Genomic DNA, 13758 nt, shown 5'->3' on the forward strand with positions numbered 1-13758 from the left:
GAATATCCTCCCTTAACGGACGCGCCAGACGGAAAACGGCAGGCCGGGCTCGAGCCGCAACCGCTGCCATTTCCCCGTCAGCGTGAATTTTTGACCACTGATCAGGTCTTCCATGTTAAGTGCGCCATGGTCCGGGAGGTTCCATGACCAGAGAGGTATCTCTACATCTGCCTCCTGCGGCTGGTGCGGATCGAGGCTGACGCCGATCAGGAGCACGTTTTCGCGGCCGGGGCTCGCCTTCTCGTAAAACATCACATTGTCGTTGAAGGCGATGAGCTGACGCAGGCCGAGATGCGAGTGCAGCGCGGGATTATCGCGCCGGATGCGGTTCAGCATGGCAATCTCGTTCTTGATATGCCCCGGCCGGTCATGATCCCACACACGGATCTCGTATTTCTCCGAATCCGCATATTCCTTGCGCTTGGCGTCCGGCCTGCCTTCGCACAGCTCAAAGCCGTTGTAGACCCCCCAAAGGCCGGACAGCGTGGCCGCAAGTGCCGCGCGGATGAGATAAGCCGGGCGCGGAGCGTTCTGCAGAAAGTCCGGGTTGATGTCGTGCGTGTTGACGAAGAAGTGCGGGCGGAAGAATTCGCGCGGCTCTTCCGTCGTCAGCTCCCGCATATAGGTTTCGATCTCCGCCTTGGTGTTGCGCCAGGTGAAGTAGGTATAGGACTGCGAGAAGCCGACCTTGGCGAGGCGATACATCACCTTCGGGCGGGTAAAGGCTTCCGACAGGAAGACCACGTCGGGATGGCGCCCGCGGATATCCGCGATCAGCCACTCCCAGAACGGAAACGGCTTGGTGTGCGGGTTATCGACCCGAAACAGTTTGACGCCATTGTCGACCCAGAGCTGCACGACGTCGCGAAGCTCGGTCCAGAGTGACGGCACGGCATCCTTGGCGTAGAAATCGACGTTGACGATGTCCTCGTATTTCTTCGGCGGATTTTCGGCGTAGCGAACGGTGCCATCCGGACGCCAGTCAAACCAGCCGGCATGGTCCTTCAGCCAGGGATGATCGGGCGAGGCCTGGATGGCAAGATCAAGGGCGATTTCCAGCCCATGCTCTGCGGCAGCGGTAACCAGCCTGCGAAAATCCTCGAATGTGCCAAGCTGCGGATGGATGGCATCATGACCGCCATCCGGCGAACCGATGCCATAGGGGCTGCCGGGATCGTTCGGCCCGGCGGTCAGGCTGTTGTTGCGGCCCTTGCGGTTTGTAGAACCGATCGGGTGGATCGGCGGGAAATAGAGGACGTCAAAGCCCATGTCGCGAATGGCGGGCAGGCGGGCAATCACGTCATCGAAGGTTCCGTGACGGTTCGCATCGCCGCTCTGCGAGCGCGGAAAGATCTGGAACCAGCTGGCAAAGGCTGCCTCGCGACGCTCCGCATCGAGGGGCATTGCCGCGGAGCGGACGCGATGCGGTCGCTGGTCTGCCTCGGCCATCAGCCGGAAGGTGTCGGCGGACAGGAGCACCTCGACCTTCTCCGCAGCGCCCAGCGCCAGCAGCCGGTCGTGAAGCGCTGACAGCCGCGTTGCCACATCGCCCGAAGCGCTGGCCTTCGCCCCTTCGACAAGATTGATGCCCTCGATGGTTTCGAGCGTCAGATCGAGGCGCGCCTCGTGCTTCTTGGAAAGCTCGTAACGGAAGATGGCAAACGGGTTGCGCCAGGCCTCCACGGCAAATTCGTAGCGCCCGAGCCGTCGCAGCGGAAATTCCGCCCGCCAGCGATCGTTGACGACCATGCGCATCGGCACTTCCGTCCAGTCCGCTTCGTCGGCTGCGCGATAAAACAGGCTTGCCGAAATCGGATCATGCCCGTCGCCGAACACGTCGGCTTCCACCTCGACGGTCGAGCCCACCACGCGCTTGACCGGGAACCGGCCGTCATCGACGCTGGGGCTGACCTTTTCGATGGCAAGGCGGGGCGAGGCGGCGGCCTCGGCCACGTCCGGCACCGCGACGGCATTCACAATGGCCGGAGACGCCGTGCCCTGGAACAGGCGCAACTCGCCGGGCTGCAGTCGCAAGGGGCCGGTGAGCATGACCGGCGACTGGCTGTCTGCATCCCTAATAGGCAGGAAGCCGGACGCCGCTTCGCGCACTGCATTGAGCGGAGCAGGGGCTGCGCGTCGAAGGTCGCGATTGACCACCACGAGACGCAGGTCCCGGGCGCTGCGCAGATCTTCCGCGTCCGGCATAATGAGACCGATCGCCGGCGTCTGCGAGGCCGTGATGAGCCGCAGCGGCCGGCTGCCGGTCGATCCACGGGCCGTGCTCTTCTGCGCGTTGACGGCCCGGATGTCGGGCGAAAGATCGTACAGACCGCCTTCGGCCAAAGCGCGAAGTCCGCTACCCGTGCCATAGGTCGGATCGAGTGGCGCCGTTGCGCCATACTCGAAACCCATCGGCATCATCAGCCCCTGGCCGAGCGCACCCGCCAGTTGCAGAGCCTGGCGTGCGCGCCGGCTGCGGATCTCGGCGCTGTCCATGCCATGCGCGAGGCGCTTTGCAAACGGGGCTTCCGGAAAGGTGATCTGGTAGGCAAAGCGCCGCTGGATATCGTATTCTTCGAGGAACCAGCGCTCTTCGAGATCCCACCAGGCAAGCGACGAAAAACAGCCATCGAATCCGCTCTCCGGATCCAGATCCGCCAGCTGACGGCGTATGTCGAAACCGGTGCCGGGCGTCCAGGCGAGGAAAAGCGCCTCCGGGTTTTCCGTTCGGGCCGTCGCAATGAGGCGCGACCAGACGTCAGCCGGCAGCCGGTCGAGGCCAAGGCATCGGAAGCCGGAGACGCCCGCTTTCAGCATGAGGGCGATGCGCTCGTTCCAGAGGGAAAGATGCGCGTCCAGCGCCTGCGGGGCGTTGAGGTGCAGCGGCCGGCTATGGGCGACCAGGGGGTGGATGCGCGGATCGGCAAGGGCCGACCGCTCTGCGTCCTGTGGGATCACCTCGCGATCGATCACCAGATCGAACATCAGGGAAAGGCCTTCGCTGCGCGCGCTTTCCACCAGACGTGCAAGGCCTTCCGCCACATCATCGCCCAACCCGAGATCCGGGTCCAGGCGCTCAAAATCGGCGGAGACGAAGAGGCTTGCAGCCTCTGCCCGGCGAAACAGCGGCGCACTCAGCACCGTGTCGAAGCCGAGGCTGCGGGCGTGGGCGAAGAGTGCCTGCCAGGCCTCGAACCCCTTCAGTTCAAGGGGATGCACATAATAGATGCGGGGCGCATTTTTGACAGGGATAGGCTGGGTGAGGGAGGATGGAACCGATGACATGGGGCCGCCTGACGTAAGGTTTCGCAGGGCCTAACGCAGGCATGGCGGGCTTGTTCCACAGCGATACATGCCGCAACCGGAGTGCAGCATGCATCGGCGAGGCATTCTTCAGTGCAGCTTTGCCTCGCTCACGGCAGCTTCAAAGCGCAGCCGCGCATCCTCGGCCGTCTCACGGCCGTCGAGGGCGGCAAGGCAGGAGAGATGGGCGCGTGCAAAGCACATGCCCTTGATCGGCGGCCAGTGCCGATCCATGAACCGGATCGCCTCATGCGGCCCGGCGATCACGTCGCGGCCGATGGTGACGGGTTGCTGCCAGTGTGTGCGTGCCATGTCTTCCTCCCATGGGGCTCGTTCACATGCCCCTCCAACCATGCAGCACCGGCTGCGGTTCCATGGACAGGCGCGGCCTCTTGCCCGACGATGCGTGCGGCAGGCGGCCGTGCCGTAAATTTCATCTTAACGCCGTCATGAAAACTCTTTGGAAACCACCCATGATGATGATGGCCGCATCAGGATGGGACAGATATGGCAAAAGCAGCATCCAGTGGGCGACGGGGCCGGCGCAGGACAAGCAAGAAGACAGGCGCGCGCCTGTCGTTCTGGAGCGCAGCGCTCGTCGTGGTTCTGGGCGGGATCGTCGTTCACGACAATTTCGCCACGGTCAGCCGGTTTATGGCGCGCAATTTTTCGGGCGGGACCGGTACGCAACCGGCATCCAGGCAGGCGTCCGCCACGCGTGCTGCTCCGGAGGCATCGCCGACACGTACCCAAGTGAAGGCGCCAGTGCCGCCGCGTGGCATTGGCCAGGGGCCGGAAGCCACAACCGTGGAAGAGGTGCTGGCGAGGCAGGCGAATCTGCCGCCGGAAAAAGTGGCCGCCGCCAAACCCGCAGATGACGGGCTCGTAGGGCAGGGCTATCGCAATACCTTCTACTTCTGCGGCACGTCCGGTCTCGACAACTGCGTGGCAAGCGGCGGTGTTTTCTGGTTCCACAAGCAGGAAATCCGTCTCGCCGATGTGGTGGCGCCGAAGACGGAAAATGCCCGATGCGATCTGGAGCGGCAGAAGGGATTTGCCGCCAAGGTGCGCCTGCGCGATCTGCTCAACCAGGGCAGCTTCGATCTCGTCGACTGGCCGAATGCCGATGGCGACGCTCATGGTCGCAAGCTTCGGGTGGTGCTGCGCAGTGGCCAGTCGCTCGGGCAGCAATTGGTGCGCGAGGGCCTGGTTCAGGGCGTGGCCGGCGCGCCGCGCCCCTGGTGCTAGAGGCGCTGAGCTTTTTGCGCCGGAACGAGAATAGATCGACCTTGGAACCCTGCTGTTTAGAATTTGGGAACCACTTCCAGCGATTGTTCACCCTAGTGATTTGATTCGATTGTGTGCGTATTAGGAGACACCATGGCGCTTGCACATTTCCCCGCCGATCGACGTAGGGCAGACATCAAGCGTTGTGCGCAGGCACTGCTCGATCTTCAGGGCGAGGAGGCCAACCGGTTCTGGCGCGCCGAGATGGCGCAGCTTGCAAAGGGCCTGATGCGCCAGGGTGCTTCCGGCGAAGAGGTTTCGCATCAGGCGGGCCTGTTCATGAATGCCGTGCAGATGGAATTGCAAAATCTGTTTGCCGAGGAAGAAGAGCGGGCCCTCGACGCCCGCGCCTGATCTGCGAAGCGGCGCAGGCCTTGCCCCTACTCGACCCCGGACGCGGATCTGCTGCGTCCGGCGAATTTTTCGTGATGAGCCACAGGCACCCTTGCCGCGGACGTGAAGCGGCCGTTGCGTATCCTTCGAATCATTTAGCCGGTCAGGACGTGCATCGCGTATTGCAACGAGATCCATGCTCAAGCGAGCGCTATGGTCGCGATTGTTTAAAGGAGCAAAACATAAAGGGAAGTTAAAATAAGCGATGCGTCGATTTATTCATCACATCTGCGCTTCAGCGTATTGCATTCTTCCGGAAAGAGAAGAATGGTGGGTGATGTAGGGCTCGAACCTACGACCCGCTGATTAAGAGTCAGCTGCTCTACCAACTGAGCTAATCACCCATCCGTGCGGCCCTGCGTTTCAGCGGCGCCGCTGGTGTGAGAGGGCGTATAAAGGGGTTGTTTCAGCTTGTCTAGCGCCCTTTCAAAAAAACTTTCGTTTCTTTTCAACAGGCCTTCCATCAAGCGCCGACTTTTGTCGCGAAATGCCTGCAATGCCGGGCTTTTGGTCTTCACGAAAAAAATCGTGCTCTACCGGCTTCCGCGGCCGGCGGTGCTGGAGTGGCAATCCGGTGGGCTGGGCGGTTGAAACTTCAGGCGAGGAACTGGCCGTTCATGCGCAGTCTGCGCTAGGATGTCGACGCATAGCAACGATTGCGCGGCATGGAGGAGGGCACCAGTGACCATTGAGGACGATATTGCAAAGGTGGCAGAGCAGGAGCGGCTGCTGCACTTCGATCGCTTCGATCTGGGGGACGCGTTTTCGCTCGGCGTGCATCTGCGCCAGCTTGCGGTGGAGCGCGGGCATGCGGTCTCGATCGATATCTGCATCAATGGCATGCAGGCGTTCTTTGTCGCCTTGCCGCAGGCGAGACCGGATTTCGAACACTGGATCCGCCGCAAGCGCAATCTCGTGCTTCGCTTTCTGCGCGCAAGCTACGGCTTTGGGCTGGAGTTGAAGGTGCAGAATACCACGATGGAAGAGAAATTCGGGCTTAACAGCGCCGATTACGCCGCCCATGGCGGTGGCTTCCCGATCATCGTGCGGGGCGTGGGCTGTATCGGAGCGGTGACAGTGTCCGGCCTGCCGCAGCGCGACGATCATAATCTGGTGGTGGAGGCGCTGGCATTCCATCTGAGGCTGGACGAGGCGGCTCTGCGGCTTTACTGACGCGGCCTTGCCGTCTGTGAGCGCATCCAAAAAGAAACCGGATGCTTGCGCACCCGGTTTCCGGAAAAGTACCGAAGGTAGGCCGATTTAACGTCGGAACATTCGGGCGATGGCGATCAGGATGCAGGCGCCGATGAAGCCGGCGATCAGATAGCCGATCCAGCCACCCAGCACGATGCCGAAGACGCTGAGGAGTGCGTTGGCGACGATGGCGCCGACGATGCCCAGGATGATGTTCATCAGAACGCCCATGTTGCTCTTCATGAACTGTTCTGCCAGCCAGCCGGCAATGCCGCCGATGATGATGGCTGCGATCCAGCCGATACCTGCGTTTTCCATGACCTTACCCTCTCGTTTTCATAGATGTCGGCCCGTCAACGCCGGTCGCAGGCGATTGTTCCACCGCTGGCTTTTGCGCAGGGGAAACCGGGCAAAGCCGGCCACGCCTGTCTGCACGTGACGCGCTTGCCTTAGTTCCGCCCCCTCGCGCGTGTGGAAGCGCAACAGTCCGGCCATTCTGCTTCCCTTCGACGCGAAGTGAATTTATGGACAGATACATTCGCTGCATGGGGTTCCTGCCTTGACGACATTCGCCTTAGACCGGTTCTTGCCTTCCTTGCGCCTGCTGCTCTGCGTGATCTGCTTTGCGGCGGCCGCGATGGCCGCTGGCCCCCTGTCGGCACAGGATGCTGCCGCAGCGATTGCCGCCGCAACGACCAAGGCGGCCAGCGGAACCCCGGTGGAACAGAAGCCGTCTGAGGCGCCCGCGGATGCCGCCCCCGATACTGCCGCCGTCGATACCCAAGCCTTGCTTGTCGAGTCCCGCAAGATAGTGGATTCGCTGACTGCCCAGGCAGCGGACAAGGATGTGGAAGATTTTCGCCTCGCCGAGTTCAAGGTGCAGGCCGACGATCTGGTCACCCGCGTCGAGCAGGCGACCGCCAAGACCCGCCAGCGGCTTGAGCAGATCAAGGGCCGCTTTGCCCAGCTGGGCGAACCGCCGAAGGACGGGCAGCCGCCGGAAGCCGCCGTGGTGACGGAAGAGCGGAACCGCCTGCTGGCGGAGCGCAACGAGTTGAACGCGGTAACGGCCGAGGCGGCCCAGGTGGTCGGGGCGGCCAAGGCCCTGTCGGGCAAGATAACCGAGCAACGCCGCCGGCTGTTCAGCGAAACGCTTCTCAAATACACCGACCTGTCGGCGGCCGTCTTTGTCGATGCGGGGCAGGCTTTTACCGCTGAAGTGCATGCCTTCAACGCCGCGGTGAGCGGCTGGATCGGCTTTGCCTGGAAGTTCAAGAAACTGCAGCTGCTCTCGGCCATCTTCCTGTCGATCTGCGCAGCTTTGCTGTTTCTCGCCGGCGGCTACCGGCTGTTCGGCCGGATGATCAATCGTGACCTTTCGGTGGAAAATCCGCCCTATATCACGCGGCTCTCTTTCGCCTTCTGGTCTCTCATCGTCCAGACGGCGTCGCTGACGGCATTTCTGATCGCCACCTTCTTCTTCCTCGTCAGCTTCAACGTGCTGCGCCCGGATGTCGCCCCCATCATTGTCGCCTTCTTCGGCTTCGTCTGGGTGGTGTTCTTCGTCGCGCGTCTGAGCGGACTGCTGTTTGCGCCCCAGCATCCGAACTGGCGGCTGGCCCATGTGTCGAACCGCGGCGGGCGATGGCTCTACTGGCTGGTGCTGGGCATGGCCGTCATCAACGGCCTCGATTACATGCTGAGTGCCATCAGCGAGGCGCTCAACTCGCCGGTGGTGCTCACCATCGTCAAGAGCCTGATTGCCTCGGTGCTCGTCGGGCTGATCCTCATCGGCATGTCCTTCCTGCGTCCCAATCTGGCCGAAAGCAAGGATCCGGACGAGGCCGGGCGTCCCTGGGCACGTGGTATCCCGCTCTTGATGCGCACCATGGGGCTCAGTCTGATCTTTGCGGTGCTCACCGGCTATGTCGGTCTGGCGCGCTTTGCCTCGACCCAGTTCGTGCTCACCGGCGCCATGGTTGTCACCATGTATATCGGTATTCTCTCCGGCAAGGCCGTCGGCAAGCAGGGCAGTTTTGCCAATACGGTGGTCGGGCAGCATTTTGCCAAGCGGTTCAATCTGGGGGAGGTGGCGCTCGATCAGATCGGCCTTGCTGCCGGCCTTGGCATCTATGCGGTGGCGCTTCTGTTCGGCGTGCCGATGATCCTCCTCACCTGGGGCTTCCAGATCCAGGATATCCAGAGCGCGGCCTATCGTCTGTTCACGCAGATCTCTATCGGCAGCATCAACATCTCGCTTGTCGGCATCCTCGGCGGTATCTTGCTGTTCCTCCTCGGCTATATCGGCACCAACTGGGCGCAGCGCTGGATCGACCGCAATGTCATGGCGCGCAGCCAGGTCGATGCGGGCGTGCGCAATTCGGTCAAGACCGGTATCGGCTATCTCGGCATCGGCCTTGCGGTGGTGGTCGGCGTCTCCGCCGCCGGCATCGATCTGTCGAGCCTTGCGCTGGTCGCGTCCGCTCTGTCGGTCGGCATCGGCTTTGGCCTGCAGAACATCGTGTCGAACTTCGTCTCCGGCCTGATCCTTCTGGTGGAACGTCCGTTCAAGGTGGGCGACCATGTGGTGACGGGGACGACCGAAGGCATCGTCAAGCGCATTTCGGTGCGCGCGACCGAGATCGAGACGTTCCGCAAGCAGTCGATCATCGTGCCGAATTCCGATCTCATCAATGCCGCCGTCGGCAACTGGACGCACCGGAACCGCATCCAGCGCTCGGAAGTGCCGGTGAGCGTCAGCTATGACGCCGACCCGAAACGCGTGATCGCGCTTCTCCTGGAACTGACGGCTGCGGTGCCGGAGATCCTGCGCAATCCCGAACCGCATGTGGAGTTTTTGCGGTTCGGCGCGTCCTCGCTCGATTTCGAGCTGCGCTTTCACCTCGCCGACATGAATGATGGCCTGACCGTGCGCAACAATCTGCGCGCCGAGATCCTGAAACGGTTCCGCGCCGAAGGCATCGAGATGCCGTATCCGCATCAGGACGTGAATATCCGCGGAACGGTGCTGACGCGGCTTGAGCCTTCGGCTTCCAGAAGCCCGGAAAAGGCGTCGCAGACAGACAAGCATGACGAGGGCGAGGATGCGTCTCCCAAGCCGGCGTGAACCGCGACCAGAGCTGCCCTGCAATTGGCACCTGTCAAATTGGTGCCCGTCGCGGCAAGCTTGTCGCATGTCGTAAACAGGCGTTTGGCCGGCGGGCCGCGGTTGCATAGTCGGCGCAGAAAATCATGCGCGGGCGCCGTCATCGGGCGCTTGTTTGTTGAGAGGGGTTGCTCAGATGAAGACACATGCACGGGCGGTCGTGATCGGTGGCGGGGTCGTGGGTGTTTCGACACTCTATCACCTGGCCAAGAAGGGCTGGAACGATGCCATTCTCATTGAGCGCAAGGAACTGACGTCGGGGTCCACCTGGCATGCGGCGGGCCTTCTGCCGCTGTTCAACCTCTCCTATTCGGTGGGCCAGCTGCACAAATATTCGGTCCGCTTCTACGAGGAGCTTCAGGCGGAAACCGGCATGAATGTCGGCTTCTCGAAAGTCTCCAACATCCGTCTCGCCCGCACCAAGGACCGCTGGGACGAGTACATGTATTATGCCGGCATTGCCGAAACGATCGGCGTCAAGGTCAACATGCTGACGCCGGAAGAGGTCAAGGAGATCTGGCCGCTCTGCGAAACCGATGGCATTCTCGGCGCCATCCAGCATCCCGATGACGGCTATATCCAGCCGGCGGATCTGACGCAGGCGCTGGCCAAGGGCGCGCGCGATTTCGGTGCCACCATTTACCGCAACACCACCGTTACCGCCATCGAGCAGCAGCCGGACGGGCTCTGGAAGGTGACGACCGACAAGGGCGAGGTGACCGCCGAGCACATCATTTCCTGCACCGGCAACTTTGCCCGCAAGACCGGCGAAATGGTCGGCCTCGACGTGCCGGTCATCCCGGTCGAGCATCAGTATATCGTCACCGAGCCGCATCCGGCGATCCTTGAGCGCCGCCGCCAGGGCCTGCCGGAAATGGGGGTGCTGCGCGAATCCGACAGCGCCTGGTACATGCGCGAGGAAGCCGGCGGCCTCATCCTCGGGCCCTACGAGGTCGGCGCACCGGTCTGTTATGTCGATGGTCCCTCGGCCGAAAGCGAGTACGAGCTGTTCCAGGAAGAGCTGGACCGCCTGATGCCGCATATCGAGACCGCGATTGCCCGCGTGCCGGCCTTCGGCGAGGTGGGCATCAAGAAGGTCTATAACGGCGCCATCGCCTATACGCCGGATGGCAACCCGATTGTCGGCCCGGCGCCGGGCTTGAAGAATTTCTGGCTGAACGAGGGCCATTCCTTCGGCATCACGGCCGCCGGCGGCGCCGGCTGGCAGCTTGCCGAATGGATCGTCGATGGCGAACCGACCGTCGACATGATGGGCGTCGATCCCCGCCGCTTCGGCCCCTACGCGACGGAAGGCTATCTCATTGCCAAGAACGAGGAAGCCTATGCCAACGTCTTCACCATGCATTACCCGGACGAGGAGCGCTCTGCCGCCCGCCCGCTGAAGGTCACGCCGGTCTATGACCGCCTGAAGAAGCTGGGCGCCGTGTTCGGCTCCGTCTACGGCTGGGAGCGCGCCAACTGGTTTGCGCCGGAAGGCTATGAAGTGCCCGCCGACCAGCTCGGCGTCGGCGCCGATGTCATCACCAGCCACAACCATGCGCCACCGACGGAAGATGGCCGCATCGTCGAAAAATGGTCGTTCCGCCGCTCGAACTATTTCGAGCATGTCGGCAACGAGGTGAAGAACGTCCACGAGAATGTCGGCGTGCTCGACATGTCGGCCTTTGCCAAGATGGAAGTTTCCGGTCCCGGCGCCCGCGCCTGGCTCGAATCGATCCTGGCCAATGCCATCCCGAAGAAGCGCGGCCGCATCGCGCTTTGCCATCTGCCGACGCCGGCCGGCGGCGTGAAGGCGGAATTTACCGTCTACGAATGGGCGCCGGATCGCTTCTACATGGTGTCGGCCGGCTTCCTCGAAGCCCATGACCACGACCTGCTGCAGCGCCTCGCGCCGAAGGACGGCTCCGTCATCCTGCAGCCGATCACGCAGAAATACGGGGTTTTGGTGCTGGCCGGGCCGAAATCGCGCGAGCTCCTGAAGAAGCTCACCCGCACCAGCCTCGACAACAAGGATTTCCCCTGGCTCACAGGCAAGAAGATCTCGGTTGGCGTTGCAACGGCGCATGCCCTACGCGTCAACTTCATCGGCGAACTGGGTTGGGAACTGCATCACCCGATCGAGATGCAGGCCTATCTCTTCGACAGGCTGATGGAAGCCGGCGCCGAGTTCGGCATCAAGCCCTTTGGCATCCGGGCGATGGTCTCCATGGCGGTCGAAAAGTCCTATCGCAATATGGGTCGCGAACTCTCCATCGAGTACAACGCCTTCGAATCCGGCCTCGATCGGTTCATCCGTCCCGAAAAGCAGTTCATCGGCCGCGATGCCATGCTGGCGGCGCGCGACAAGGGACTGCGCAATACGTTCGTCACGCTGATCGTCTCCGGCAATGAGGATGTCGATGCCCGCGGCTCCGAAGCGATCTACAACGAGGCAGGCGAACTGGTCGGCCGTGCGACGAGCGGCGGTTTTGGCTGGCGTATCGGCAAGTCCGTGGCGCTCGCCATGGTGCGGCCGGACCATGCGGGCGAGGGCACGAAGCTGAAGATCAAGATCCTCGGCAAGCTGTTTGACGCGGTCGTGGTGGCTGAGAGCCCGTTCGACCCGGACAATGCGGCGATCCGCGCCGCTTGATCCGCACGATCAAGAATTGATTGACCATAAATCAAAGGCGGCTCGCAAGGGCCGCCTTTTTCGCTTGATTGTGTAACTTGTGCCCGCCGCGTTTAAGGGTTCGGCAAGTCTGGCTTTTTATATTCAATGCATCTCGAATATAAAGAAGGCGGATCATGACGTACCTCGGAATTTCCGGAATGCAATACTCTGGTGAACAGTTTCCGGATGCACGCATCATCGTGGCGGAAGACTCGAACGTCTTCACCTCCATGATCCGCCAGCGCCTCAAGGAAATCGTTGGCGTCGACGTGGACATCTGCCGCACCCACGAAGACCTGATGATGGCAAACGAGCTGTCGGAGGAGCCGGTGACGCTGGCGATCTCCAACATCAACCTGCCAGGGGCTGAAAACGGCGAGGCGCTCGAATATCTGCTCGATCTCAACATTCCGACCATCGTCTTTACCGGCACGTTCCAGGAACAGACGCGTGAAAAGCTGCTGGCCAAGGATATCGTCGACTATATCCTCAAGGACAATGTCTTTGCCGTGGAAATGCTGGTCGAATCGGTCTGCCGCTTCCTCACCAACCACCGCCATCACGTGCTGATCGTCGATGACAGCCCGACGGCCCGGGCGCTCCTGTCCACCCGCCTCAAGCGCTACAATTTCAGGGTCAGCGTTGCCGAAAGCGGTGCAAAGGCCATCGATCTCCTGAAGAAGAACGCCGATATCGGCCTTGTCGTCACCGACTACAATATGCCCGATATCGACGGCTTCGAACTGACGCGCCGCATCCGCTCCGTGCGCGGCTCGCACGAACTGCGCGTTATCGGCGTTTCCTCCTCGACCGACCGGCTGCTGTCGGCGCGCTTCCTGAAGGCCGGCGGCAATGATTTCATGCTGCGCCCCTTCATCGACGAGGAGTTTTACTGCCGCGTTAACCAGAACCTCGATACGCTCTTGCAGATCAAGTCCATGCAGGCTTATCAGCGGCGTGAAGCCTCCGCCAAGGCTGCCGTTCCGGCCTGATCTCCACCGCCGTGGCTGGTCTGCCTGCGCCGCGTCCCGAAAGGGACGCGGCGTTTCAGGTTCTTGCCGCAAGTCTCGCAGCTGACGGGTGCTCGACCGGCCAGAACCTTGCAGCAACACGCCTGCTTTTTCATGCGGCCGCGCCGTAATGCGCGCAACTTGCGCACACCGGAGATGTTTGACGTCAGAGACGGAGAACCCGGATGTCACAGCCCCATCAGCAACCCATGACCCTTTCCAGCCGGCTTGACCGGAACATTGCCGCGCTTCTGGAGCGGCGCACGCAGGAAGAGGCGCGCTCCTCGCGGCAGGACAAGGCCGCGGGCGCCCTTACCCGTTTTGCCGGATCGATGACCTTCGTCTATCTCCATGCCTTCGTGTTCGGGATGTGGATCCTCGTCAATGTCGGCCTTCTGTCGTTGATCCCCGCCTTTGACCCGTCTCTTGTCATTCTGGCCATGGTGGCATCGGTGGAGGCCATCTTCATCTCCACCTTCGTCATGATCAGCCAGAACCGGATGGCCAAGGCCGACGACAAGCGGGCGGATCTCAACCTGCAGATTTCGCTGCTGGCGGAACACGAGGCGACGCAGATCCTCTCCATCGTTGCCGCGATCGCCGAAAAGCTCGGCGTACCCGTCGAGCAAAGCGCCGAAATCCGGGACCTGCAGAAGGATGTCACGCCGGAAGAGGTTCTGGATACGCTCGAGCGCGCGTCGGCCGAGGACGCGAACGACCCGCCGTGACGC

The 13758-nt window shown here is 62.0% G+C and carries 11 protein-coding genes and 1 tRNA gene; 7 read left to right on the forward strand and 5 right to left on the reverse strand.

What is annotated here, in order from left to right:
• Positions 1 to 12: 12 nt before the first annotated feature.
• The gene (locus tag J2858_RS10545) at positions 13 to 3285 is read right to left on the reverse strand and encodes a maltotransferase domain-containing protein (protein WP_210104774.1); all 3273 of its coding nucleotides are present in this window, start codon (positions 3283 to 3285) and stop codon (positions 13 to 15) included.
• Positions 3286 to 3393: 108 nt separating this feature from the next.
• Positions 3394 to 3615: a DUF982 domain-containing protein gene (locus tag J2858_RS10550; RefSeq protein ID WP_210104775.1), complete on the reverse strand. Its 222-nt coding sequence runs from the start codon at positions 3613 to 3615 to the stop codon at positions 3394 to 3396.
• Positions 3616 to 3810: 195 nt separating this feature from the next.
• Between J2858_RS10550 and J2858_RS10555 the strand changes: the two genes are divergently transcribed.
• Both J2858_RS10555 and J2858_RS10560 read left to right on the forward strand, forming a co-directional pair.
• Positions 3811 to 4551, forward strand: a complete 741-nt coding sequence (locus J2858_RS10555) for a nuclease (protein WP_210104776.1) — start codon at positions 3811 to 3813, stop codon at positions 4549 to 4551.
• 132 nt (positions 4552 to 4683) lie between these two features.
• Positions 4684 to 4944 carry a DUF6074 family protein gene (locus J2858_RS10560; RefSeq protein WP_210104777.1) on the forward strand — a complete coding sequence of 87 codons (261 nt, stop codon included), beginning with the start codon at positions 4684 to 4686 and terminating at the stop codon, positions 4942 to 4944.
• A 307-nt stretch (positions 4945 to 5251) separates the two neighbouring features.
• Here the strand turns inward: J2858_RS10560 and J2858_RS10565 are convergent.
• Positions 5252 to 5327 (reverse strand) — tRNA-Lys (locus tag J2858_RS10565).
• Positions 5322 to 5501 carry a hypothetical protein gene (locus tag J2858_RS10570; RefSeq protein WP_210104778.1) on the reverse strand — a complete coding sequence of 60 codons (180 nt, stop codon included), beginning with the start codon at positions 5499 to 5501 and terminating at the stop codon, positions 5322 to 5324. Before J2858_RS10570 ends, J2858_RS10565 begins: the two co-directional genes overlap by 6 nt.
• 163 nt (positions 5502 to 5664) lie before the next feature.
• Between J2858_RS10570 and J2858_RS10575 the strand changes: the two genes are divergently transcribed.
• Positions 5665 to 6156, forward strand: a complete 492-nt coding sequence (locus J2858_RS10575) for a heme-degrading domain-containing protein (protein ID WP_210104779.1) — start codon at positions 5665 to 5667, stop codon at positions 6154 to 6156.
• Positions 6157 to 6243: 87 nt separating this feature from the next.
• Here J2858_RS10575 and J2858_RS10580 read toward each other — a convergent pair whose 3' ends face one another.
• Positions 6244 to 6495 carry a GlsB/YeaQ/YmgE family stress response membrane protein gene (locus tag J2858_RS10580; protein WP_210104780.1) on the reverse strand — a complete coding sequence of 84 codons (252 nt, stop codon included), beginning with the start codon at positions 6493 to 6495 and terminating at the stop codon, positions 6244 to 6246.
• 319 nt (positions 6496 to 6814) lie between these two features.
• On the opposite strand from J2858_RS10580, the gene J2858_RS10585 reads away from it, so the two are divergent.
• From J2858_RS10585 to J2858_RS10600, 4 genes are all read left to right on the forward strand, one after another.
• The gene (locus J2858_RS10585; protein ID WP_210104781.1) at positions 6815 to 9304 is read left to right on the forward strand and encodes a mechanosensitive ion channel family protein; all 2490 of its coding nucleotides are present in this window, start codon (positions 6815 to 6817) and stop codon (positions 9302 to 9304) included.
• A gap of 175 nt (positions 9305 to 9479) precedes the next feature.
• The gene (locus tag J2858_RS10590; RefSeq protein ID WP_210104782.1) at positions 9480 to 11996 is read left to right on the forward strand and encodes a GcvT family protein; all 2517 of its coding nucleotides are present in this window, start codon (positions 9480 to 9482) and stop codon (positions 11994 to 11996) included.
• Between the two features lie 155 nt (positions 11997 to 12151).
• Positions 12152 to 13009, forward strand: coding sequence for a response regulator (locus J2858_RS10595; RefSeq protein ID WP_210104783.1), 858 nt, complete (start codon positions 12152 to 12154; stop codon positions 13007 to 13009).
• Between the two features lie 203 nt (positions 13010 to 13212).
• Positions 13213 to 13755 (forward strand): DUF1003 domain-containing protein, encoded by a 543-nt coding sequence (locus J2858_RS10600; protein ID WP_210104784.1) that lies wholly within the window; start codon positions 13213 to 13215, stop codon positions 13753 to 13755.
• Positions 13756 to 13758: the final 3 nt, after the last annotated feature.

Source organism: Neorhizobium galegae (genome assembly GCF_017877135.1).
Taxonomy (GTDB): domain Bacteria; phylum Pseudomonadota; class Alphaproteobacteria; order Rhizobiales; family Rhizobiaceae; genus Neorhizobium; species Neorhizobium galegae_A.